General features: G+C 64.9%; 20 protein-coding genes, 1 pseudogene and 1 riboswitch. Of the genes and pseudogenes, 12 read left to right on the top strand and 9 right to left on the bottom strand.

The genetic code is table 11. The annotated features are described in order from the left end of the window. Positions 1–29: 29 nt before the first annotated feature. Both B4N44_RS16920 and B4N44_RS16915 read left to right on the top strand, forming a co-directional pair. A complete protein-coding gene (locus B4N44_RS16920) occupies positions 30–473 on the top strand; it encodes a hypothetical protein (RefSeq protein WP_296703290.1) in 444 nt (147 codons plus the stop codon). Positions 474–701: 228 nt separating this feature from the next. Beyond that, positions 702–2,063, top strand: a complete 1,362-nt coding sequence (locus B4N44_RS16915; protein ID WP_296703287.1) for an NAD(P)/FAD-dependent oxidoreductase — start codon at positions 702–704, stop codon at positions 2,061–2,063. Between the two features lie 23 nt (positions 2,064–2,086). On the opposite strand, the gene B4N44_RS16910 is transcribed toward B4N44_RS16915, so the two are convergent. Then, positions 2,087–2,689: a MarC family protein gene (locus tag B4N44_RS16910; protein ID WP_296703284.1), complete on the bottom strand. Its 603-nt coding sequence runs from the start codon at positions 2,687–2,689 to the stop codon at positions 2,087–2,089. 93 nt (positions 2,690–2,782) lie between these two features. Next, positions 2,783–2,920, bottom strand: coding sequence for a hypothetical protein (locus B4N44_RS16905; protein ID WP_296703282.1), 138 nt, complete (start codon positions 2,918–2,920; stop codon positions 2,783–2,785). A gap of 90 nt (positions 2,921–3,010) precedes the next feature. Between B4N44_RS16905 and B4N44_RS16900 the strand changes: the two genes are divergently transcribed. The 8 genes from B4N44_RS16900 to B4N44_RS16865 all read left to right on the top strand — a co-directional run bounded on the left by B4N44_RS16900 (position 3,011) and on the right by B4N44_RS16865 (position 10,804). Continuing rightward, complete coding sequence (locus B4N44_RS16900; RefSeq protein ID WP_296703280.1) at positions 3,011–3,982, top strand: calcium/sodium antiporter; 972 nt, start codon at positions 3,011–3,013, stop codon at positions 3,980–3,982. A gap of 141 nt (positions 3,983–4,123) precedes the next feature. Next, a riboswitch (cobalamin riboswitch) is annotated at positions 4,124–4,346 on the top strand. Between the two features lie 220 nt (positions 4,347–4,566). Next, entirely contained in the window at positions 4,567–6,417 is a 1,851-nt protein-coding gene (gene btuB, locus B4N44_RS16895; protein WP_296703277.1) for a TonB-dependent vitamin B12 receptor, read from the top strand. A gap of 251 nt (positions 6,418–6,668) precedes the next feature. Continuing rightward, positions 6,669–7,256 (top strand): hypothetical protein, encoded by a 588-nt coding sequence (locus B4N44_RS16890; RefSeq protein WP_296703274.1) that lies wholly within the window; start codon positions 6,669–6,671, stop codon positions 7,254–7,256. Beyond that, complete coding sequence (cobO, locus tag B4N44_RS16885; RefSeq protein WP_093028174.1) at positions 7,253–7,858, top strand: cob(I)yrinic acid a,c-diamide adenosyltransferase; 606 nt, start codon at positions 7,253–7,255, stop codon at positions 7,856–7,858. Before B4N44_RS16890 ends, cobO begins: the two co-directional genes overlap by 4 nt. Positions 7,859–7,860: 2 nt before the next feature. Continuing rightward, positions 7,861–8,418, top strand: coding sequence for a bifunctional adenosylcobinamide kinase/adenosylcobinamide-phosphate guanylyltransferase (cobU, locus tag B4N44_RS16880; RefSeq protein ID WP_296703271.1), 558 nt, complete (start codon positions 7,861–7,863; stop codon positions 8,416–8,418). Continuing rightward, positions 8,415–9,470: a nicotinate-nucleotide--dimethylbenzimidazole phosphoribosyltransferase gene (gene cobT / locus B4N44_RS16875; protein WP_296703268.1), complete on the top strand. Its 1,056-nt coding sequence runs from the start codon at positions 8,415–8,417 to the stop codon at positions 9,468–9,470. Before cobU ends, cobT begins: the two co-directional genes overlap by 4 nt. Next, positions 9,470–10,051 (top strand): histidine phosphatase family protein, encoded by a 582-nt coding sequence (locus tag B4N44_RS16870; RefSeq protein WP_296703264.1) that lies wholly within the window; start codon positions 9,470–9,472, stop codon positions 10,049–10,051. Before cobT ends, B4N44_RS16870 begins: the two co-directional genes overlap by 1 nt. Next, the gene (locus B4N44_RS16865; protein ID WP_296703262.1) at positions 10,052–10,804 is read left to right on the top strand and encodes an adenosylcobinamide-GDP ribazoletransferase; all 753 of its coding nucleotides are present in this window, start codon (positions 10,052–10,054) and stop codon (positions 10,802–10,804) included. Positions 10,805–10,905: 101 nt separating this feature from the next. Here the strand turns inward: B4N44_RS16865 and B4N44_RS16860 are convergent, their stop codons facing one another. The 4 genes from B4N44_RS16860 to B4N44_RS16845 are packed head-to-tail and all read right to left on the bottom strand — an operon-like array spanning position 10,906 to position 15,741. After that, entirely contained in the window at positions 10,906–12,378 is a 1,473-nt protein-coding gene (locus B4N44_RS16860) for a DUF294 nucleotidyltransferase-like domain-containing protein (protein WP_296703259.1), read from the bottom strand. Between the two features lie 18 nt (positions 12,379–12,396). Then, on the bottom strand, positions 12,397–12,768 hold the full coding sequence (locus B4N44_RS16855; protein WP_296703258.1) for a response regulator transcription factor: 372 nt from the start codon (positions 12,766–12,768) through the stop codon (positions 12,397–12,399). A gap of 22 nt (positions 12,769–12,790) precedes the next feature. Continuing rightward, the gene (locus B4N44_RS16850; RefSeq protein ID WP_296703256.1) at positions 12,791–15,520 is read right to left on the bottom strand and encodes a sensor histidine kinase; all 2,730 of its coding nucleotides are present in this window, start codon (positions 15,518–15,520) and stop codon (positions 12,791–12,793) included. A 20-nt stretch (positions 15,521–15,540) separates the two neighbouring features. Next, positions 15,541–15,741 (bottom strand): hypothetical protein, encoded by a 201-nt coding sequence (locus tag B4N44_RS16845; protein ID WP_296703254.1) that lies wholly within the window; start codon positions 15,739–15,741, stop codon positions 15,541–15,543. Positions 15,742–15,767: 26 nt separating this feature from the next. Between B4N44_RS16845 and B4N44_RS16840 the strand changes: the two genes are divergently transcribed. Both B4N44_RS16840 and B4N44_RS16835 read left to right on the top strand, forming a co-directional pair. Further along, positions 15,768–16,013, top strand: a complete 246-nt coding sequence (locus B4N44_RS16840; RefSeq protein WP_296703251.1) for a M15 family metallopeptidase — start codon at positions 15,768–15,770, stop codon at positions 16,011–16,013. Between the two features lie 9 nt (positions 16,014–16,022). Then, the gene (locus B4N44_RS16835; RefSeq protein WP_296703248.1) at positions 16,023–16,823 is read left to right on the top strand and encodes an alpha/beta hydrolase; all 801 of its coding nucleotides are present in this window, start codon (positions 16,023–16,025) and stop codon (positions 16,821–16,823) included. A gap of 126 nt (positions 16,824–16,949) precedes the next feature. On the opposite strand, the gene B4N44_RS16830 is transcribed toward B4N44_RS16835, so the two are convergent. From B4N44_RS16830 to B4N44_RS16820, 3 genes and pseudogenes are all read right to left on the bottom strand, one after another. After that, a complete protein-coding gene (locus B4N44_RS16830) occupies positions 16,950–17,375 on the bottom strand; it encodes a PIN domain-containing protein (RefSeq protein ID WP_296703245.1) in 426 nt (141 codons plus the stop codon). Positions 17,376–17,976: 601 nt separating this feature from the next. After that, positions 17,977–20,433 carry a glycogen/starch/alpha-glucan phosphorylase gene (locus B4N44_RS16825; RefSeq protein ID WP_296703293.1) on the bottom strand — a complete coding sequence of 819 codons (2,457 nt, stop codon included), beginning with the start codon at positions 20,431–20,433 and terminating at the stop codon, positions 17,977–17,979. A 201-nt stretch (positions 20,434–20,634) separates the two neighbouring features. Further along, positions 20,635–21,940, bottom strand: a pseudogene (locus B4N44_RS16820) (hypothetical protein). Positions 21,941–22,188 lie beyond the last annotated feature (248 nt).

The raw sequence follows: 22,188 nt of genomic DNA, 5'->3' as shown, positions 1-22,188 counted from the left end.
GGACCAACCGATGATCAAGGCCCAGTGCGGTGAATCTGCTCGTCGACTTTTGTCCCGACAAAGAGCGCATCCTGGCGCAGGGGCTCCCCGAGAAGGTCGTGCGTGTCTTCGCCGCCCACGGCATCTCGCCCTGCGAAACCCGCCGCACGTTCGAGACCTTCGTGCTCAGCGGGGAGCCTGCCGTGCGCGTGGAGATCATCTGCTCGGGCGCCGAGGAGACCTTGGAAAGCGAGATCGGGCGCTGCATGCACGAGGACCGCATCATCCGCCAGCGCCTGGGTCGGGCCTACCAAGGGCACCTGTCGCAGAATCTGGAGTTCCTGCTCGAGTACCTCTTCGCGCTGCCCGCAGCACCCGAGGCTCGACTCGATCGACTGCCCGTGCGACTCTGGGAGCGGTATCTCCCGGACTACTTCGACGAGGTCAAGCGTACGCTTTTCCGCGTGCCGTCCGTGGAGCTGGATCCGGAATAACCCCGTCGATAACCGAGAATTTAAACCGCGCCCAGAGTGAGATGCTCACTTTCGAGTGAACTCGACGTTTGGTGCATCCATGGTCCTTAACCTGGATGCTGTTCAAAAAAGTTTATCTTTCTTCATTATCTTAAATCGCGCCGACTCCGACGCTCGTCAAGTCTGCCGGGGCCGATCCCATCGAAAAAACATCGCATACCGCGCCGGGCGCGGTTTAAGGAGACGAGCATGCCGGCCAAAGCGTTCGACGTCGTCATCATCGGGGCGGGACCTGCCGGGCTGTTCGCGGCCATGCGTCTCGCTGACAGGATGAAGGTCCTGGTCGTCGACCGACGCCCGCGGCCGGGCGGGGCCGGTGGCTACACCGACGGCAAGCTCAACCTCTCCCCGCATATCGGGCTGGATCTCGCGGAGCTCGGGCTTTCGGAGGAGGAGGCGACCCGTCGGATCGAGGAGGTGGATCGAATCTTTCTCGACCACGGTGCGGATCCGACGCTACACGGTCTGGACGAGGCACGCGTTCAATGGTGGCTCGATCGGGTCTCCTGGGTTCGCCGCCCGGCGTCGAAGGGTCGCTGGGATATCCAGTTGGTTCCGGTGGTGCAGCGTCACATGGGGACCGACTTCGCGCACCGGGTCACCAAGGCGATGGCGGATACGGTCGAGCGTCGCGGCGGCACCTTGATGTTGGGGGTCGCGGTGACCGAGATCCGCCGCGAGACCGACGGCGACTTCGTGATCGAGACCGCCGCAGGCGACTTCCGGGCTTGCTATCTGGTCTGCTCGCCGGGGCGCGAAGGCGCCTACTGGTTCCGCGAGAAGGCGCGTGCACTCGGCGTGCAGACCGGCCATGGCGTGATCGACATCGGCTGCCGAGTCGAGATCGCCTCGGCGCTCTACGAGGAGATCACCGATGTCCTTTACGACCCCAAGTTCATCTTCTGTACCCCCACGCATCAGGATCGCACGCGGACCTTCTGCACCAATCCCGGCGGACATGTCCGAATCGAGGAGCATGGCGATTTCCGACTGGTCAACGGCGACGCCCTCAAGACATCCAAGACGACCAACACCAACTTCGCGATCCTGAACACCGTGGGCATGACCGAGCCCCTGCAGGACACCACCGAGATGGGACAACAGGTGGCGCGCTTCGCCAACTTTTGGGGCGGCGGCAACAGTCTCATCGTCCAGCGCTGGGGCGATCTCATGGCCGGTCGGCGCTCCAAGCCACAAAGCTTCTTCTCCAGCGAGTCGGGCTTTGACAAGTTGATGCCGACCCTGCCGCCGGGCCCCGGTGTAACGCCCGGCGACATCTCCTTTGCCTATCCCGGCCGAATCGTGCGCAACCTGCAGGAGAGCCTCGAGCTGCTCGCCCGTGTCATCCCGGGCGTCGCCCATCCATCGACCACCATCTATGTCCCCGAGATCAAGTTCTACGATGTTCGCTACCCGACCAGCCGCGAGCTGGAAACGGACGTGCCCGGACTCTTCGTCGCGGGCGACGGGGCAGGGAAATCGCGTGGCATCGTGGGTGCGGCGGTGAACGGGCTGATGGCTGCGGAGGGGATCCTGCGGCGGGTCGGTTGAGGCGGCAGGCGGCAGGCGGCACGTCAGCGCCCGCCGAGCATCTCCTCGACATAGACGGCGACTCCATCCATCAACATCTGCACCGCCATCATGATCAGCAGCATCCCGGTGAGTCGTACCAGCGCCCGAAGCGCACGCGGACCCAACTTCTCCATCAGAAGCCCGGAAGCCAGCAGGATCGCGGCGCTGACGCACCAAGCCGCGGTCAGGGCGGCACACCAGGTCCAGAAGCGATCGGGCTCGCGGCTCACCAGCAGCAGCACCGCGGCGAGCGCGGACGGCCCGGCGATCATGGGCACCGCCAGCGGGACGATGAAGGGTTCCTCGTCGAGCTCGCGCCGCTCGATCGTCTCATGATCCGGAAAGACCATCCGCAGTGCGATGATGAAGAGCACCACGCCCCCGGCCACCCCGAGCGCCGGTTGTTTCAGCCCCAGATGATGCAGGACCAGTTCGCCCGCCGCCAGGAAGACCAAGAGCACCAGGTAGGCAACCACCAGCTCGCGCCCGATGATCCGAATGCGCCGGGGACGCGGATAACGTCCGAGCAGCGAATGGAACACCGGAATATTCCCCAAGGGGTCCATGATGATGGCGAGCAGGATGGCGGCGGAGAGCAGATCCATGTCGTCAGTCTAAACCGCGCCCGGCGCGGTATGCATCGTTTGTTGGCGTGGTCGCGTCAGCCCCGACAATGGTCGGAGCTGACGCGGTTTAGATCACTCGCGACGCGGCTCGAGGGCGGTGTTCGCCGGGTCATCGGCCAATGCCTCGAGGGCCGCCCGATAGGCACCCTTCACGGCCGCATAGGCGCGGTGCTCGGCGTGGGTCTTCCGGTATGCCGCGGGCGTCGTCATCCGAAGGTGCTTCGCATGCCTGTGTCTGCATTGTAGACTCCGCAGGCTGTGCAGCTCCTACATCACACTTTACGAGGCATCACACCGCCCATGGTCCTGGCATCACTCTCGGTCCTCCTCGGTTTGGCACTGCTTCTATGGAGTGCGGATCGCTTCGTTGAAGGTGCGGCGGTGACCGCAAAGCATCTCGGGATGCCGCCCTTGTTGATCGGCATGGTCATCATTGGTTTCGGGACATCGGCCCCGGAGATGGTGGTCTCGGCCATTGCGGCCTTTCAGGGCAACCCGGGGCTTGCGCTCGGCAACGCCTATGGGTCGAACATCACCAACATAGCGCTGATCTTGGGTCTCACCGCGATCATCAGCCCCATTGCGGTTCACTCGAGCGTACTTCGCAAAGAGCTGCCGATCCTTGCCGGTGTCACCGTCTTCGCCGTGGTGATGCTCTTGGACGGCGAGCTGACCCGCATGGACGCCTGGGCATTCCTGGGCGTTTTCGGTGCGTTAGTGGGTTGGACCATCTGGCAAGGTCTGCGAGAACGCTCGGATGCCTTGGCCGGGGAGGTCACACAGGAACTCGATCAGGCGCGGATGCCGCTGCGCCGCGCCTTGCTCTGGCTGGGCGTCGGTCTGGTCTTCCTGATCATCAGCTCGCGTATGCTGGTCTGGGGCTCGGTCGAGATCGCCCATGCCTTGGGCGTGAGCGATCTCATCATCGGTCTGACGATCGTTGCGGTGGGCACCTCGCTACCGGAGCTGGCCTCCTCGATCATCGCCGCACGCAAGGGCGAGCATGATCTCGCCTTGGGCAACATCATCGGGTCGAATCTCTTCAACACACTCGCCGTGGTCGGGATCGCGGGTGCCATCCATCCGATGCTGGTGCCGCCGGAGGTCATCACCCGGGACATCATGGTGATGGGCCTGCTGACGCTGTCCTTGTTCGTGATCGGTTACGGGTTCCGCGGGCCGGGTCGAATCAATCGCATCGAAGGGTTGCTGCTCCTGACCTGCTACATCGGTTATACCGCTTACCTGATCGGCACCGTCTTCGGTGCCTGAGCGCATCGCGCATCCGGGAGCGCCATCGCTTGCGGGCGCCGAGCAATCGCCTCCGAGCGCAGCGAATCGATTGATCCAGGTCAGGCTTTGAGGTTGGCCTGCGTGTTGCCACATTGACGCGGCGATTGCCGAAACCCTACAATGGCGCGTTGATTGTTCGGTGCCTCGAAGGCCTTCGCTTTCGGGGTTAAACGGGAAGTCGGTGCGCGGTGCCCTCGGGAGCCGCAAAGCCGGCGCTGCCCCCGCAACGGTAGACGAGTCAAGACGCGGCGAGATGCCACTGTGAGTCATCACGGGAAGGCGCCGCGTCCGGGGTCCGACCCCGCTCGTAAGCCCGGAGACCGGCCGGATGATCGGGGACCGTTTCGATCTGTCTCGCGAGCGTGCGAGGGCCGACCTGCCGTCGGCCCTTCTCGTCTTCGAGCCATCGGGCGGAGCCTCGAACCGGGGTCGCGCGGGGCGACCGGCCGGGATGCCGGCTCCGTCCCACTTCCGCGGCTGCGCTCTCGTCCGTTCTCTATCTCTCGACCCCTTCACGTGCTGGCCCATGCGGGTGCGCTCGGGCCGTTTGTAGGAGCTTGTCGATGAGATTTCCCCTTATGGCAGCGGCCTTGTCGCTGCCGATCGGTCTGCCTGTCCACGCGGAGACGCAGACCTTGATCCTTGACCCCCTCGTGGTGACGGCAACACGCACGCCAGAGTCCGAAGATCGAACCCTGGCCTCGGTCAGCGTGATCGATCGCGAGGAGATCGAGCGCCGTCAGTTTCGCTCGGTTCCGGATGCGTTGCGGGGACTTCCGGGCGTCTCGATCTCGAGCAGCGGCGGGGCCGGTCAGCCCGCGTCCGTCTTCCTGCGCGGGACCAATGCCGGACATGTGCTGGTCCTGATCGACGGCGTGAAGGTGGGTTCGGCGACCCTCGGGACCGCGCCCCTGCAGGATCTGCCGATCGACCGGATCGAGCGCATCGAGGTCGTGCGCGGACCGCGCTCGAGCCTTTACGGCTCCGAGGCGATCGGCGGCGTGATCCAGATCTTTACGCGTCGCGGCGGTGGCGATCTGCGACCGCGGTTCAGCGTCGGCGCCGGCAGCTTCGACACGGCGAGTATCGCGGGCGGCATCTCGGGGGGCGGCGAGCGTGGCTGGTTCGACCTCGGCGCCAACATGGAGCAGACCGAGGGGATCAACGCCTGCGACGGCCGCGCCTTCCCCTTCGCCGGCTGCGGTGTGGATGAGCCGGATCGCGACGGCTACCGCAATCTGGGCGTGAGTGCACGCGCCGGTTATGAATTCAGCGACAAGGCCAAGGTCGATTTCAGTCTCCTCACCTCCGAGAATCGGACCGATTTCGACGGCTCGATCTTCTCGGGCAACCTCTCGCGCTCCGATCAACAGGTGTTCGGCGTGGAAGGCACCTTGCGTCCGCTCGATCCCTGGACCCTGATCCTCTCGGCCGGTCGTAGTCAGGACACCTACCGGGCGTTCTATTCGGACGTCTTTGTCCGCGAGCGCTTTGTCGACAGCTTCGAGACCGAGCGCGACAGCTTCGGGATCCAGAACGATCTGGCTTTGATCCCGGGTCAACTCTTCACCCTGGGTCTGGACTACCAGGTCGACCGGATCTCGGGGACCGTCGACTACACGGACGACTCGCGCAGCAATACGGGTGTCTACGGACAGTATCTCGGCTCCATCGGTGCGAACGAGCTTGCCGCCAGCCTCAGATACGACGACTACCAGCAGTTCGGCGGACAGACGACCGGCAATCTGGCTTGGGGCTACCTCTTCGATCAGGGGGTTCGCGTGTCCCTGTCCTACGGCACCGCCTTCAAGGCGCCGACCTTCAACGACCTCTACTACCCCGGCTTCGGCAACCCGAATCTCGCCCCGGAGGAGTCGGCGAGTGTCGAGCTGGGTTTGAGCGGAACCCTCCCGCTCGGTCGCTGGGAGATGAGTCTCTACGAGACCGATATCGACGACCTGATCACCTTCGATGCGGTCACTTTCGCACCGGCCAACATCGCCTCGGCCCGCATCCGCGGCTTCGAGGCGTTCGGAATGCTGCGCATCCAGGAGTGGGATCTCGGCGCGAGCCTCACCCTGCTGGACCCCGAAAACCGCTCGAACGGCCCGAATCAGGGTAACCTGTTGCCGCGACGCCCCGAGCAGATGGTCCAGCTCGACCTCGATCGCCAATTCGAGCGCTGGTCGGCCGGTCTGAGCATCTATGTCGCCGGGCGAACGTTCGACGACCTGGCCAACAAGGAGCGCCTGGACGGCTACGCCCTGTTGGGTCTGCGTGCCGAGTACGCCTTCACCCCCGCCGTGCGCATTCAAGGACGACTGGAGAACGCACTCGACGAGGACTACCAGACGGCGTATCTGTTCAACCAGCCGGGGAGGGCGTTTTATCTGACCTTGAGATACGAGCCGTAGGAACGCCGCCAGCCACCAGCCGCCAGCCACCAGCGAATCAACGAAAGCTGATAGCTGGCGGGATGAAGCACAAGGCGGGAAGCTGGAGGCAGGAGGCAGGAGGCAGGAGGCAGGAGGCAGGAGGCAGGAAGCAGGAAGCTTCCCGCAATCGAACCGCTTTCGACACCCCGTACGACCACCTACAATGGCCGCGCGAGACCCGAGCACCATCACATTGTCGCCCCGGCGACGCGACCAGGAGATCCGACCTCATGACCCCCATCACCGACTCTCGCAGCCGCATTCTGATCGGCCTTGCCTTGGCCGCCCTCATGGCGGCGACGCGCGGCCAACAGTTCGCCCCGCTGGCGCACCATCTTCCGGATGCCTCGCTGGCTGTCTTCTTCATGGCAGGTTTGTATCTGCGCTCGATCTGGGGCTTTCCGGCCCTCTTCGGTCTGGCGACCGTCATCGACCTGACCGCCATCGGTTGGGGCGGCGTGAGCGGCTACTGCATGACCCCGGCCTACTGGATGTTGGTTCCTGCCTACGGCGTGGTCTGGGGGATGGGGCGCTGGTCCGCCGGTCGTCTCGAGATGACTAAGGAAAGCCTGCCTCTGCTCTTCGGCGTGCTGCTGGCCGGCGGTGTCCTGTCCGAGGTCTTCGCCGGCGGCGGCTTCTATCTCTTCTCCGGTCGCTTTGCCGACCTGAGCGTGGTCGAGCTGCTCGGGCGTTTTGCGACCTACATGCCGGCGACCCTGCTGCACCTGATGGTCTATGTGGGCCTGGCCACGGTCGTTCATCTGACCCTGGCGCGCGCCCTGACGGGGACCCGTTCCGAGCGTGCCCGTCCGCAATGACCGACGACAGCGCACAAGAGCGCCATCGCCGGCGCATGCAGCGCCAGAAGGAGCTGGTGGATGCCCGCATTGCGCGTGCAGATCAGGACTGCGGTGTCCTGGTCGTGAACACCGGCAACGGCAAGGGCAAGAGCTCCTCGGCCTTCGGGATGGTCGCACGCGCGATGGGTCACGGCATGAAGGTCGCCGTGGTCCAGTTCATCAAGGGTAGCTTCGCGACCGGGGAGGAGGCCTTCTTCAGGCGTTTTCCCGAGCTCGAGTATCACGTGATGGGCGAGGGCTTCACCTGGGAGACGCAGGATGCCGAGGCGGATCGGCGCGCGGCGATGGCGGCCTGGGAGAAGGCCGCCGCCTTCCTTGCCGATCCGGCCTTCGGCATGGTGGTGATGGACGAGCTCAACATCGCGCTCAAGCTTCGTCTGGTTCCGCTCGATGTGGTTCTCGATGCCTTGCAGAACCGTCCCATCCATCAACATGCGGTCGTCACCGGCCGCGCGGCTCCTGCGGAGTTGATCGAGATCGCCGACACGGTCACCGAGATGCGCCCGCTCAAGCATGCCTTCGATGCCGGCATCATGGCGCAGAAAGGGGTCGAGCTCTGAGCATGGATGATCCGCTCCGGCCCCGCTCCGACGGGGGCGGACGCACACTGGTCCTCGGCGGGGTGCGCTCGGGCAAGAGTCGACTGGCCGAGCGTCTGGCCATCGAAAGCGCGCTTCCGGTCGTCTATGTGGCGACCGCACACGCGGGGGATGCCGAGATGACCCGGCGGATTGCCGGGCATCGCGAACGTCGCCCGCACGACTGGGGCCTCATCGAAGAACCGCTCTTGTTGGCCGAGGTGCTGGCGCGCGAATGTGCGCCCGATCGCTGCATCCTGGTCGACTGTCTGACACTTTGGTTGACGAATTGGCTTATGAAAACGGATGAATCGGGTCTGCACGATCAGACCCGGGCACTGCTCGACGTCGTTTCACGGGCGCCCGGGCGCCTCGTCATGGTCGGCAACGAGACGAGCATGGGCGTGATCCCGCTCGGCGCGCTCTCGCGTCGGTTCTGCGACCTGGCCGGCGTGCTGCACCAGGATCTGGCTGCGCGCTGCGATCAGGTCATCCTGACCGTTGCCGGTCTGCCCCTCATGCTCAAAGGAGACCCGGCATGATCGAAGGTCTGCGCTGGATCAGCCGACCTTGTTTGCCGATCGATGCCATGGCCGCCGATGCGGCGCGGCGCCGACAGGATCAGCTGACCAAACCACGTGGCTCGCTGGGGCGACTCGAAGAGATCGCGATCCGGCTCGCCGGCTTGCAGGGCACGCCGACACCGTCACCCGATCCCGTGCAGATCCTGCTGTTCGCGGCCGATCACGGGGTTGCCGCCGAGGGTGTCTCGGCCTTCGCGCAGGCCGTGACCAACCAGATGGTGCGCAACATCGCCGGAGGCGGTGCCGCGATCTCGGTGCTTGCGCGTGCACTGGATGCGCGCATGGAGATCATGGATCTCGGGACGGTCGAGGATCCGGGGCCGATCCCGAACCTGCGCTCCGAGCGCATCGGCTCGGGAACCGGCAACATCGCGCGCGAGCCGGCGATGACCGACGAGCAGCTCGCCGCGGCCATGAATGCCGGTCGCGCTGCAGCCGAGCGCGCGGTGGACAGCGGGGCGCGCTTGCTGATCTGCGGCGAGATGGGGATCGCCAACACCACCCCGGCGACGGCCTTGGCCTGTGCGCTGCTGGATCTGCCGGCCGGCGCGCTCGTCGGCCCCGGCACCGGGCTGGATCAAACGGGGATCGAGCGCAAGGCCGAGGTCATCACCAAGGCGCTGGCATTACACGTCACTTCCGAGCGGACCCCGCTGGAGTTGCTGGCTCGACTCTCCGGTTTCGAGCTTGCCGCGATGGTCGGTGCCTTCATCACGGCCGCCCAGCGCGGAGTCCCGGTGCTGGTCGACGGCTTCATCGCGAGCGCATCGGCGCTCGCCGCCGTGCGCCTGCAGCCCGAGGTGCGCGATTGGCTGTTGTTCTCACACGGCTCAGCGGAGCCCGGGCATCGGCGCATCATGGCCGCGTTGGATGCCGATCCGCTGCTCGATCTGGGTCTGCGACTCGGTGAAGCCAGCGGCGCGGCCGTCGCCGTGCCACTGTTGCGGCTGGCCTGCACCCTGCACCAGCAGATGGCGACCTTCGGCGAGGCCGGGGTAAGCGAGGGCTGATGCAGGATCGCTTCGTGGATCTGCTGCGTCATGGCGAGGCGCAGGGTGGGGCGCGCTTTCGAGGTGGCCATGACGACCCCCTGAGCGCCGAAGGCTGGGGTGAGATGACGCGTGCGACCGCCATGAATCCGGGCTGGACGCGCGTCGTCTGCTCCCCGTCGCTGCGTTGCAGCGCATTCGCGCACCGCCTTGCCGAGAGCTTCAATCTCCCCGTATCGATCATGCCCGGGCTGCGCGAGCGCGGCTTCGGGGCCTGGGAGGGATTGGCTGCGCATCAGATCCCCGCAGCGGAGCTGAGCCGTTTTTGGGATGATCCGGTCGGCTACGCGCCGCCCGACGGCGAGCCGTTCGAGGTCTTTCGCGAGCGCGTCAAGGCGGCCTGGTCTCGGGTGTGCGACGCGGGCGAGCCCTTCACCCTGGCCGTGACGCACGGCGGCGTGATCCGTGTCGTCCTCGCCGAGATGCTGCGGATGCCGCCCGAGGCATCGCTCCTGATCGAGGTCCCGCCGGCCTGCCTGTCCCGCCTACGCGTTCCGGAGCCGCCCGGGCGACCCAGTCTCATGCGCCACGGATCTCCCTGAGTGGACCTGCGTCCGCTTTGGCTTGCCGGACGCCTGCTGTCGCGTCTGCCGTTTCCCGAGCCGCGCGAGATCGAGCCCGGACTCTTGGGCTTGTCGGTGCCTTGGTATCCCGCGATCGGTGTGCTGTTGGGCGTGTTGATTGCCTCCTCCGGGACCGCGCTCGCGCCCCTGGATCCAGGTGTCGCGGCGGCCCTGGTCCTGATCCTCTGGGTCTGGTCCACCGGGGCGTTGCACTTGGACGGTCTGGCCGACAGCGCGGACGCCTGGGTCGGCGGGATCGCGAGCCGCGAGCGGACCCTCGAGATCATGAAGGACCCGCGCTGCGGGCCCGCGGCGGTGACTGTGATCGGGCTCGTTTTGATTGCGAAGTGGGCCGGGCTCCAGGCCCTGATCGCCAGCGGCTACGCCTGGATCTTGCTCCTGATTCCGCTGCTGGCACGCGCGCAATTGCCGCTGCTGATGCTGACCACACCCTATGCCCGTGACCGGGGAATGGCATCCGAGCAGGTGGCTCGCTTGCCGCGTCGCGCGGCTTGGGCGGCAACCCTGATCGCGGCGATGGCCTGTCTCTGGATCGCCGGCTGGATCGGGCTCGCGCTGTGCGTCATGGCCCTTGCGGTTTTTTGGCTGTCCCGCCGAACCATGATGCGCCGCATCGCCGGATTCACCGGGGATACCGCCGGTGCTCTCGTCGAGATCACCGAGACGGTGCTCCTCTTCACCGTCGTCCTCGCAGCCACCCTCATCCGGTAGGTTGTGCCGAGCGGGAGCGAGGCACAACTCGCCACCGGCCCATGTCCAGGTTCCCGTCGTCCAACGTCGGCGCAAGTTGTGCTCTGTATCGTCAGCACGACCTACGGGGTGAACTCTTGTTTCAGTCTCGCCTGGAGCTTTTTTGCCTGCTTGAAGGCCTCTTTGAGCATCAATCGGTGCAGCTCGTTGAGGTCGTCGGGGTCGACGCGGTTGACGGCGTCCGGGTCTTTGGTCGTGAGCTGTTGGTGGATGCGAAAACGTTGGATCAAGTGGAAGGACTCGATCTCGGCTGCAACCTCCTCGGGATCACGTCGCTTTGCGGCACCGGCGAGGCGCAGTCGCTCGGCCGTGCTGGTCGCCCAGATGCCGTGCTTGAGCGCCCAGAGTCGGCCGGCGTCCATGAAGAAGCGCGCGCCCTGAGTCTTCAGATCGATGGTGTGCGGGAAATCGCGATTGCGATCGAAGGCGAATTGCCCGGCCCAGCCGAGCGGCGGGGCGACCCCGAGCGCCTGCTCGGCCAGACAGTGGAAGAAGCGTGTCTGCTCGGGCGCGGTTCTGCTCAGCCAGCCGCGCAACCGGTCGACCGGCTCGTCGCTGCCGTAGAGCGGGCGAAAATCAAAGAAGATGACGGCGTTGAGCAGGGCCTCGGGTTCGGGCTCGCGCAGCCAGGCCTGGAAGTGTTTGCGCCATTCGTCCGCACTCAGGCACCAGTCGGGGTTGCCGGCCATGATGTTGCCGCGGCAGCGCTCGAAGCCGCAGAAATGCAGCGCTTGGTTGACCGCTTGGGCGAACGGCAGGAAGGCCCGACGGACCGACTCGGTGCTCTCCGGGTCCGGCGGTACGAAGAGCAGTCCGTTGTCCTGATCGGTCGAGAAGGTCTGCTCGAGGCGTCCCTCCGATCCGAAGGCCATCCAGCACCAGGGCACGGCCGGGAGATCGAACTCGTCTTCGATCAGCTCGATGACCCGCATCGCGATCAGGTCGTTGAGCCCCGACATCCAGTAGCAGAGTGTCTCCACGCCCATGCCGGAGTGGAAGAGCTCCGCGCCGCGCCGCCGCACCCGATCGGCGGCCAATGCCATGGCCTCGACGTCGCGCGCGGCCTTGATGCCTGCGATCAGGACCTCCGCACCACCGGCGCGCAGCCCGAGCAGATCGGCTTGGTTGACGAGCCCGAAGAGGCGCCCGTCATGCTCGGTCAGGAGCAGGTGCTCGACACCGCGCTTGGCCATCATGACCCGTGCGCGATGCGCGGGTGCATCCGCGGCGAGCGTGAGTGGGGCGCCGATCATGTGGAACGCGACAGGGTCGTCGAGTCCGCCGCCCTCGAAGCCGATCACATGCAGCATGTCGCGCAGGCGGATCAGGCCTAGGGGCAGGCCGCTCGCGGGATCGCAGACGACGGCGGCGTCCAGATGATCTTGACTGAAGTGATAGAGCGTCTCGCGCAGGCTGGTCCCCGGGCCGACGATCAATGGCTCTCGCCGCGCCAAACTGCGCAGAAGGCCCTGATCGGTTTCCCCCGCGGCCAGGAGATCCGAGGTTTCGCTTACCGGATGGTCGGTCTCTGGCATGCTGTTGCTCCGTCGGCGTCAGGTGCGATCGAGCAGTTCTTTGACCTTCTCGACCAGGTCGCGGGTCGAGAAGGGTTTGGACATGTAGGCGTCGGCGCCGAGCGCGAGGCCCTTGTTCTGCTCGGCCTCGCGTCCCTTCGCGGTGAGCATCAGGATTCGCGTTCCGGCCAAGTCCGGATCCGAGCGCACCGCCTCGAGTACGGCGAACCCGTCGAGCTTGGGCATCATGACATCGAGCACCACCAAGTCCGGACGGTGGGTCCGCACGGCGGCCAGACCGGCCTCGCCGTCGCGTGCCACGCGCACCTCGTGTCCCTCGCGCATCATCAGAAACTCGAGCGAGATGACGATGTTGGGCTCGTCGTCGACGATCAGGATCCGCTTATTCATCGTTGGGCTCATGATCAGGCCTTCAGTCCGTTGGGTGACTCGGATGGGCGGGCAGCTCAAAGCAAAGGGTAGCACCTTTTCCGGGCGTGCTTTCCGCCCAGATGCGACCGCCCAGATTGTCGATGATTCGACGGCTGATGGGCAAACCCAGTCCGGTCCCGCCGGGTTTGGCGCCGCCGCGCGCGGTCTGATGGAACTTCTCGAAGACCAGCTCCAGATCGCTCTCGGGGATGCCGTGGCCGTTGTCCTCGACACAGACTCGCCAGGCCGCGTCGGCGCGCGAGAGTCCGATCCAGACCTTGCCCGATCCGGTCGGGGCGAACTTGGCGGCGTTCGACAACAGGTTGACCAACACCTGCACGATGCGGTCGCGATCGCCCCAGACCATGGCCGACTCGCCGGGCAGTTCGAGATGGACGCGGCAGCCGCGCTCCTCGACATATTGCTCGGTGGCCGACACGGCTTGGTGGATGACGTTCTGAAGCTGCACCACCTCGGTGCGCCAATCGGCATGGCCGGACTCGATCTTGGCCAGATCGAGCACCTGGTTGACCAGGCGCGAGAGCCGCTCGGTCTCGCTGACGAGGATGCCGAGGAAGCGGCGGCGTTGCTCGACATCGATGTCGGGGTCGTCGAAGAGGATCTCGGAGAAGGCGCGAATGGATGAGAGCGGGGTGCGCAGCTCGTGGGTCACGGAGGAGATGAAATCGTCCTTCATGCGGTCCAGATCCTGGAGCCTGATGTTGGCCGCGCGCAGCTCCTCGGTCGCGGCTTCCAGGGCCTGCGACTTCTGTTCGAGCTGGCGGCTGTAGGCGCGGATTTGGGACGCCTCGTCGAGGATGTTCAGGACCTCGTCGAGCCCGAGCGGCTCCTCGTCCGTCACCGACGCGACCATCACCCGGGCCGAGGCGCCGCCGATCGCACCGGAGAGGAGCGTCTCGGCGAAATAGACCGTCTCCGCATCGGCCGGAAGCGCCTCGGGCGAGTCCACCCCGCGCGATCGGGCATACTGTACAAAGGCCGTGCGCGTCCGCACCGAGCCGAGAAAACGCTCGGCCAATCTCATCAACTCCGCGATCTCCGCACTCCCGCGCCACAGCGGCGCACTCGCCAGCGCGGTGCGGCGCGAGGCATCGACGAAGATGCCGGCCTGGGATGCCTCCGCGGCGTTTGGTGCACGCAGCGAGGAGACGAATAAAAAGGCGCCGATATTCGCAGTCAGGCTCCAGAAGAGACCATGCGTAATCTCGTTCCAGCCGCTCAACCCGAACAGCGCCATCGGGGCGAGGATGTCGAGCCCGCCGAGACCCGTCTCCATGAATGCGCGCGGGAGCCAACCGGACTTGGCGAAAGAAGGCAGAAGCAGTGTATAGATCCAGACCAGGAAGCCGGCCGACACGCCGGCGAGTGCGCCCTCGCGCGTCCCGCCGCGCCAGTAGAGACCGCCGATCACGGCGGGGGCGAATTGGGCGACGGCCACGAAGCTGATCAGACCGATGCCGACGAGCGCGTAGGCCTCGCCGGCGAGCCAGTAGTAGAGAAAACCGAGCAGCAGGATGACGATGATGGCGCCGCGCCGGATCGTGAGCAGCAGCCGTCCGAGGTCGGCTGCCGGAGGTCGGCGACGCCAGCGCCGCAGCAGTGCCGGCAGGACCAGATCGTTGCTGACCATGGTCGAGAGCGCGATGGTCTCGACAATGACCATCCCGGTTGCCGCCGAGAGTCCGCCGATATAGACCAGGAGCGCGAGCCAGGGCTGCTCGAAGGCGATCGGCAGCGTCAGCATGAAGGTATCGGCGTTCACCGTGCCGTCCGGGAAGGTCAGGAGTCCCGCGATGGCGATCGGTACCACGAAGAGGTTGATGAGCAGCAGATAGAGCGGAAAGAGCCAGATGGCGCGGCGCAGGTGGCGCTCGTCGCTGTTCTCCACGACCGCGACCTGGAACTGGCGCGGCAGAAGCATGACCGCCAGACCGGCCAGCAAGGAGATGGCGAACCAGTCGGCGAAGGGCGAGATACTCGGCTCGAGCAGTGGTTTCAGCTGAGCGCTGCCCTCGATCGGCGGCAGCGCCGGCCCGCCGAGTCCGAGCAGGCCGAAGGTGATGAAGAGACCCATCGCGAGAAAGGCGACGAGCTTCACGATGGACTCGAAGGCGATGGCCGCGACCAGCCCTTCGTGACGCTCGCTCGCATCGAGATGACGGGTGCCGAACAGGATGGTGAAGGCGGCGAGCAGCAGCGCGACGACGAATGCGGTGTCGGCCCAAAAGGGTCCGTCGCCGTGCACCGGCATCCGGACCTCCGGATAATGCGACAGGATGGTGAAGCTCCACGCGATCGCCTTGAGCTGAAGCGCGATATAGGGCACCACGCCGATCACGGCGATGACGGTGACCAGACCGCCGAGGACCTGACTCTTGCCGTAACGCGAAGCGATGAAGTCGGCAATGGAGGTGATGCGCTCGGCCTTGCTGACCCGCACCATCTTGAGCAGGAGCGAGCCCCACAGGAGCACCATGAGGGTGGGGCCGAGATAGATGGGTAGGAATCCCAGGCCATTCTCGGTGGCGCGCCCGACGCTGCCGTAGAAGGTCCAAGCGGTGCAATAGACGGCGAGCGAGAGGGCATAGATCGTCGGGTGCGCGATCACCGAACGGCCCTGCTCGGCGCGCCGATCGGCCCAGTAGGCGACCGCGAAGAGGAGTCCCAGGTAGGCGAACGAGATGCCGATGATCAGCGGGCCGTTGATCATTCAACCGGTGCTCGCGCCGATCAATCGCGTGTGCGCGACACGATCCAGGCCGCGACGGCGATCAACAGGGTCCAGGTTACGAAGAGATAGAGCAAGAGGACAGGCGCCCCGAGCCAGCGGCCGAGTCTCTCGAACTGCATGACCAACGGCGAGAACAACAACAGCATCCCGCACAGGAAGAGCAGCAGCAGACGTTGTCGCAGCAGGGTTGCACGGGGCATAGGCCGGTACCGGATGAGGTTCGGGCATGCTTGAACAGTATAGTCATCGAACGACCGGTCGTCCGGTCGACATGGGCACGGGTTTCGATTGCTTCAGTCCGCTCTCACATACATTGAACCCGAGCATCACGGGTGAGGCGATGGCGAATCGGCTGTTGCTGAAATCCTCTATGAGCGAGCAGGGTTTTCGCAACCTCTCCGAGGAGTGGTGGCATGACACCCCGGTCGACGAACCCTATCCCGACACCTCTTTCGATGTCCCCGTGCGATGAGGAGCGAGCATGTTGCAACCCATGACACCGACCATGACCCCGATCGTCGAATCGCGGATCCGCGAAACTGCGCGTTCGTCCGTGCCGTTGAGCTGCTTCTTCTTGATTCTCTTGTGGGGATTGGCGGGGGGGATGACGTTTGCCGAAGACGCACCCGCGCAGGCCGCGTTCCCGGATGAAGAGGACTGGCCCGAGATGGACCTCGAGGCCCGTATCGCGGCGGTCAGCGACGGCGAGCTTCGGTTCGTCGGACCCGAACGTGCCGCCGAGACCCATCGGCATGTCAATCGGATCCGTATCGGAGCAGAGAGCCTAAGCGAGGGATGGATCGAGCTGACCCAATGCCACGAGAATCTCGACGCGGTCCGCGCGGCACAGATCCTCTTCAGCGCCGAGCGAATCCGCGACCTGGAGGTGGTCAGTGCGGAAGGGATCGGGCGCGCCTGGGTGGAGGGTCATTCGGTCCAGCTCACGGATATCGCGCCCGAGGCGACGCTCTGCATCCGCGCCGAAAGCCGAGCCATGTCCGCGCTCGGCGAAGGGCGTTACCGGCTGCGCAACGGGCCTTATATGCGCCGTTTTCTCGACGGCTACTACCCCATGCAGGTGTCCCTGGACGTGTCCTACCCGGCCGATCGACTTGCACTCGTGCAGCACCAACCGGCCATGCAGCCCGGATTCGAGGTGCGTGCCGAGCCCGGTCATGTCGCGGTCGATGCCGCCTTCGAGGGGCGGCTCTTTACCTGCCTGGATTTCTGCGAGGCCGGGTTCTCGGATTGCGGGGTGGCCGTGAGCGACTGCGCCCAGTGATCCACCGAGGAGCCTCGGTCGTGCGGCTGCGGTGTTCCGAGACCACCGCGCCATGCGAGGATCCGAGCCGCGCAGGCGCAATTCCGCGTTGTGCCTGCGCAGCTCGCTGTTAGTTCGCCGGCGGCGTCACTGTTGCAGGGCGTTCAGAAGATCCTCGGGACACTGGACGGTAAGGGCCGGATGTTCGAAGTCCGGGCCGTTGAGCGTGACGAGGCTGTCGACCCCGATCCGGCGTGCGCTCTCGAAGACGAGTGCATCGCCGAAGTACCGCCAACCGAGGCTTAGAGCCCCGTCGATCACCGCCGCATCGACGGGGGCAATCGCCAGTGTCGCGCAAACGCGTTGCATTGCCGAACGCGCCGACGCGAATCCGCAGGTCTGTTCAAGCTCCCGGTGCAGCGGATCGATGGCCGCTGCACAGATGTATCCTTGGATCGCCCCCCTGGCCGCAAGGTCCAGGGCGGCGCTTGACGGGTTTCCGGGTTCCTGCGCGTTGATGAAAGCATCCATCAGGACCGTGATGTCGAAGAGTGTCTTGGGCGGTGCGGTCATCGGCTTCCTCCTTGGCTTCGTTGGTGGTTTGAATCCTTCTGACCGGTGGCCCGCGCCGGCGGCGCACAGGGCAAAGCCCGGCGTTCGGTCGAGTCGAGTGGTGTATTCCGGGCGATGGCGCGCGGTGTGTCGGGACGGCGCGTGGGTGTATTTCCCGGGCGCTCGCCGGAACATCGACGATACGGCGATCGCGCCTGGCGGGAGCCAGGGTTGCTGCTGCAGCCCACGCCTTGCCGATGTTGCCCGATGCTGCTCTGCGCGCGAGGATCGGGTGTGCGAGGGTCGGTGAGCGCGTCCGTTGCATGTCGCGTCCGGTAGAGCTAATCCATGGTCCCGATCATCCCTGCTCCGATCGAGCTTGTCCAGACTCCCTGCTCGTCGCCCCCGAGCACACTGCTGTCGTCTTTGTGTCTACCCGGATTCCCGGTCGATCTCCGAGCCGGATGATAGGTGTTTCTCGGGCTTCTTGTCCAAGGATCGATGACGAAACGTCGAGCGCTCGGTCCCATGCCCGGGCGGCGTCGGCGGTTCGTCCAGTGCGAGCTCGCGGCAGGACCACCGACGGTTGCGGCGACCGGTCTCGCTGGTGCGACCGAGCCGATCACGTCGACCCCGGGGCCTTTTCGCCGATCGGTTTCGGTGCGATCTCCCAGATTCGCTGCGCGTACTCACGGATCGACCGGTCGGAGGAGAACTTACCCATCCGTGCAACGTTCAGGATCGACATGCGGTCCCAATCCGAAGGTCGGTCGTAGACCTCGCTGATCCTGTCCTGGCATTCCAGATAGGCGCGATAGTCGGCCAGCACCATAAAGGGATCCTGATTGATCAGGTGATCCGTCAGGGGGCGAAAGAGGTTGGTATCGCCGTGCGAGAAGAGCCCCGAGACGATGAGGTCGATGTCGGATTTCAGCTCATGGTCGCCGTGATAATAGTCCCAAGGCCGATACCCCTCGGTCTGTTTGCGGCGGACCTCCTCGGCGGTCATGCCGAACAGGAAGAAATTCTCGGCACCGACCTCTTCGCGAATCTCGATATTGGCGCCGTCGAGCGTGCCGACCGTGAGCGCCCCGTTCATCGAGAACTTCATGTTGCCGGTCCCCGAGGCCTCCTTGCCGGCGAGCGAGATCTGCTCGGAGAGATCCGCGGCCGGGTACAGCCGCTGTCCGTTCTTGACATTGAAGTCGGGCATAAAGGCGACGCGGATGTAACCGTTGATCTGCGGGTCGTTGTTGACCACCTCGGCGACCGAGTTGATCAGTTTGATCATCAGTTTGGCCATGTAATACCCGGGGGCTGCCTTGCCGCCGAAGATAAAGGCACGCGGCACCATACCGAGATTCGGGTTCTGCTTCAGGCGTTGATAGACGCGGATGATGTGCAGGACGTTCAGATGTTGGCGCTTGTACTCGTGCAGGCGCTTGGCCTGGATGTCGAACATCATGGTCTGCGGATCGAGCGCCACGCCTGCATGCTGGTTCAGCCAGAGGGCCAGATCGCGCTTGGCGGCGGTCTTGACCTCGCGCCAGCGCGCCTGGAGTCCGGGGTCGTCGGCATGCGCCTCCAGGTCGTGCAGACACTCGAGGTCCCGGATCCAGCGGTCGCTGCCGCACATCTCGGTGATCAGTCCAGCCAGACGCGGGTTGCTGACCACGATGAAGCGACGCGGCGTCACACCGTTGGTGACGTTGTGAAAGCGCTCCGGCGCCATCTCGTAGAAATCCTTGAGCAGCGTCGTCTTGATGAGCTCCGAATGCAGCGCGGCGACCCCGTTGACCGCACGGCTGCCGACGACGGCCAGGTGGGCCATCCGGATCCGCCGCCCGCCGGCCTCGTCGATCAGCGACATGCGCGCGACGCGCTCCTCGTCGCCCAGGTAACGCATGCGCACCTCGTCGAGGAAGCGCCGGTTGATCTCGTAGATGATCTCCAGATGGCGCGGCAGCAACCGCTCGAAGAGACCGACCGACCAGGTCTCCAAGGCCTCGGGCAGCAGGGTGTGGTTGGTGTAGCAAAAGGTTGCGCGGGTGATCGCCCATGCGTTATCCCAGGTCATCTCATGATCGTCCATGAGCAGACGCATCAGCTCGGCCACGGCGATTGCCGGATGCGTGTCGTTGAGCTGGGCGACGAACTTCTCGTGGAAGCTCTCGAGGGGGCCGACGGTGTTCAGATGCAGCCGGATCATGTCCTGGATCGAGCAGGACACGAAAAAATATTGTTGCTTCAGACGCAGCTCCTTGCCGACCTCGGGCTCGTCGTTCGGATAGAGGACCTTCGAGATCGTCTCCGCCTCGATCTTGGCGTAGACCGCGCCGTAATAGTCCCCGACGTTGAAGGTCTGGAAATCGAACGACTCGGGCGCCTCCGCCTTCCACAGGCGCAGCAGATTCACGTTGGCGACCCCGTAGCCGAGCACCGGGGTGTCGAAGGCGACGCCGCAGATCACCATGTCCGGCACCCACCGGACACGCTGGCGTTGCGCGTGATCGCGATAGTGCTCGGTGTGACCGCCGTACATGACCGGGAAGCTGATCTTGGGTCGCGGGATCTCCCAGGGGTTGCCGTTGCGCAGCCAGGTGTCGCTGCGCTCGACCTGCCAGCCGTCTTCGATGATCTGGTCGAAGATCCCGAACTCGTAGCGGATGCCGTAGCCGATTGCCGGGATCTGGACGGTCGCAAGCGAATCCATATAGCAGGCGGCCAGCCGACCCAGTCCGCCGTTGCCCAGACCCGGCTCCTCCTCTTCCTCCAGAATGGCGTTGAAGTCGAGGTCCAGTTCCTCGCCCGCACGCTTGGCGACCTCCGCAATCCCGAGATTCACCAGATTGTTGGCCAGATACGGTCCAAGTAGATACTCGGCCGAGAGATAACAGACGGTGCGCGCATGGGAGCTCTTATAGACCTGGGCGGATTTCATCCAGCGCTCCAGCATACGATCGCGCACCGTGAAGGCGGCGGCCATGTAGAGGTCGTGGGGCGTGGCGACCTCGCGGAAACGCCCCTGGATGTAGAAGAGGTTGTCGATGTAGGCCTGTTTCAGAGACGCCTTCGACATGCCCGTGCGGGTGTGCTCGTGAGTCGTGCCCGGGGCCTCGGTTTGGGTCTCGGCCGAGGCCTCGGTGGCGATTGCTGTCTTCATGGCGGCGTCTCGTCGGCAGGGCAGCGGTTGGGACTTAAACCGCGCCTGGTGCGGTAAGCGATGTTTTTGGATGGGATCGGCACCGGCAGACTTGATGTCCGCTGGCGCCGGCGCGGTTTAGAAGGGCCACATCCAGTCGTCGACATCGGGCTTGTCGATCCCGTGCTCGTGTGCATAGTTTCTGCAGTCGATCTGCATATCGCGCAGCTTTTCCTTTGCATGCGCACCCGCGACCTGCAGGCGCGGGACCCGGTTGATGACGTCGATGGCCAGGCTGAAGCGGTCGATCTCGTTCTCGATGGCGAACTCCAGCGGCGTGTTGATATTGCCCTTTTCTTTGTAGCCGCGCACGTGCAGGTTCCTGTGGTTGGTGCGGCGATAGGCTTGTCGGCCACGATCACGTTGATGTCGTCGCGGCTCTGTAGACAATGGTCGACCGTGGCGAGCAGGGTGTTGAGGTCAGGCGGCAGATAGATACGCGTGACCTCCGGATTCTTGTTGACCACGACATCCAGGAAGCCCGGATCCTGATGGGTGAAGCCGTTGTGGTCCCGGCGCCAGACGATCGAGGTGATCAAGAGGTTCAGAGAGGAGATGCGCGCCCTCCAAGGGATCTCCTCGCAGATCGCCAGCCACTTGGCGTGCTGGTTGTACATGCTGTCGATGACATGGACGAAGGCCTCGTAGGTTGCGAAGAAGCCGTGTCGACCCGTCAGGACATAACCCTCGTACCAGCCCTCCAGGGTGTGCTCGGAGAGCATCTCGAGGACGCGCCCATCGGGCGAGAGCTCGCCGCCGTCGGCGTCCTCGGGCTTGTAGCTGCGCAGCCAGTCTTCGAGCTGTTTGAGATGCGCGGGATTGTCGTGCATGCCCGAGAGCGGCACCTGATGGGTACGCCAGAAGCCCTCGACCTTCTTGCCGTCGAGCTCGACAGGGCCGGTCCAACCCTTGGGGGTACGCAGCACGATCATCGGCCAATGGCAGCGCTCCGCCTTGCCGCTCATGCGGGCCTCTCGCTGAAAGGCGTGGATCCGGGCGAGACAGGCATCCAGGGTGGCCGCCATGGTTTGGTGCATCGTCATGGGGTCGTCGCTCTCGATGAAGTAAGGCGTCCAGCCGTAGCCGCGCATCAGCTCGGCGAGCTCCTCGCGCGGGATCCGTGCGAGCAAGGTCGGATTGTTGACTCGTGGATGGAACCCGGTGTCTCGGGCGTACAGTGCGAGCCGATTCCGCCCGGGAAGGAGAACTGCTTGAAGAAGGCGCGCATGCCGTCTTCATCCTCGCCCTTGTTGGGGTAGATCTCGGAGTAGGTGCCCTCCAGATCGACCGGAGCCAGCACGCCCGGGGCGCCGTGGCCGGGGCCGGCGAGGAAGATCGCCTCTTGTACATGCTCTCGGATGATGCGGTTGAGGTGCACATCCATGAAGGAGAGGCCGGGGCTCGCACCCCAAATGACCGAGCAGACGTTTCTTCAGATGGCTCTCGGCGAGCGACTCGCGCAGCAGCGGGTTGTTCCGAAAGTAGATCATGCATAAAAGACTTGGATGAAGGCGAGGTGACGGGGAGCGCTGGATCTCCGGTGAACGACGGTTGCAGCGACGCGGTCCCTGTCACCTCCAACGGCTTGCGGCACCCGCAACGGAGGACATTATAGTGCCCTGCACGATGGAC

The organism is Thiocapsa sp. UBA6158, assembly GCF_002423035.1.
Lineage (GTDB): Bacteria > Pseudomonadota > Gammaproteobacteria > Chromatiales > Chromatiaceae > Thiocapsa.
This window is presented reverse-complemented; position numbering and strand designations above follow the sequence as displayed.

What these genes read in the sequence shown, in the direction of transcription:
- B4N44_RS16915 (WP_296703287.1), top strand. Translation starts at nt 702, where the DNA reads ATGCCGGCCAAAGCGTTCGACGTCGTCATCATCGGGGCGGGACCTGCC.
- B4N44_RS16910 (WP_296703284.1), bottom strand. Translation starts at nt 2,689, where the DNA reads ATGGATCTGCTCTCCGCCGCCATCCTGCTCGCCATCATCATGGACCCC.
- B4N44_RS16905 (WP_296703282.1), bottom strand. Translation starts at nt 2,920, where the DNA reads ATGACGACGCCCGCGGCATACCGGAAGACCCACGCCGAGCACCGCGCC.
- B4N44_RS16900 (WP_296703280.1), top strand. Translation starts at nt 3,011, where the DNA reads ATGGTCCTGGCATCACTCTCGGTCCTCCTCGGTTTGGCACTGCTTCTA.
- btuB (WP_296703277.1), top strand. Translation starts at nt 4,567, where the DNA reads ATGAGATTTCCCCTTATGGCAGCGGCCTTGTCGCTGCCGATCGGTCTG.
- B4N44_RS16890 (WP_296703274.1), top strand. Translation starts at nt 6,669, where the DNA reads ATGACCCCCATCACCGACTCTCGCAGCCGCATTCTGATCGGCCTTGCC.
- cobO (WP_093028174.1), top strand. Translation starts at nt 7,253, where the DNA reads ATGACCGACGACAGCGCACAAGAGCGCCATCGCCGGCGCATGCAGCGC.
- cobU (WP_296703271.1), top strand. Translation starts at nt 7,861, where the DNA reads ATGGATGATCCGCTCCGGCCCCGCTCCGACGGGGGCGGACGCACACTG.
- cobT (WP_296703268.1), top strand. Translation starts at nt 8,415, where the DNA reads ATGATCGAAGGTCTGCGCTGGATCAGCCGACCTTGTTTGCCGATCGAT.
- B4N44_RS16870 (WP_296703264.1), top strand. Translation starts at nt 9,470, where the DNA reads ATGCAGGATCGCTTCGTGGATCTGCTGCGTCATGGCGAGGCGCAGGGT.
- B4N44_RS16860 (WP_296703259.1), bottom strand. Translation starts at nt 12,378, where the DNA reads ATGCCAGAGACCGACCATCCGGTAAGCGAAACCTCGGATCTCCTGGCC.
- B4N44_RS16855 (WP_296703258.1), bottom strand. Translation starts at nt 12,768, where the DNA reads ATGAATAAGCGGATCCTGATCGTCGACGACGAGCCCAACATCGTCATC.
- B4N44_RS16850 (WP_296703256.1), bottom strand. Translation starts at nt 15,520, where the DNA reads ATGATCAACGGCCCGCTGATCATCGGCATCTCGTTCGCCTACCTGGGA.
- B4N44_RS16845 (WP_296703254.1), bottom strand. Translation starts at nt 15,741, where the DNA reads ATGCCCCGTGCAACCCTGCTGCGACAACGTCTGCTGCTGCTCTTCCTG.
- B4N44_RS16840 (WP_296703251.1), top strand. Translation starts at nt 15,768, where the DNA reads ATGCTTGAACAGTATAGTCATCGAACGACCGGTCGTCCGGTCGACATG.
- B4N44_RS16835 (WP_296703248.1), top strand. Translation starts at nt 16,023, where the DNA reads ATGTTGCAACCCATGACACCGACCATGACCCCGATCGTCGAATCGCGG.
- B4N44_RS16830 (WP_296703245.1), bottom strand. Translation starts at nt 17,375, where the DNA reads ATGACCGCACCGCCCAAGACACTCTTCGACATCACGGTCCTGATGGAT.
- B4N44_RS16825 (WP_296703293.1), bottom strand. Translation starts at nt 20,433, where the DNA reads ATGTCGAAGGCGTCTCTGAAACAGGCCTACATCGACAACCTCTTCTAC.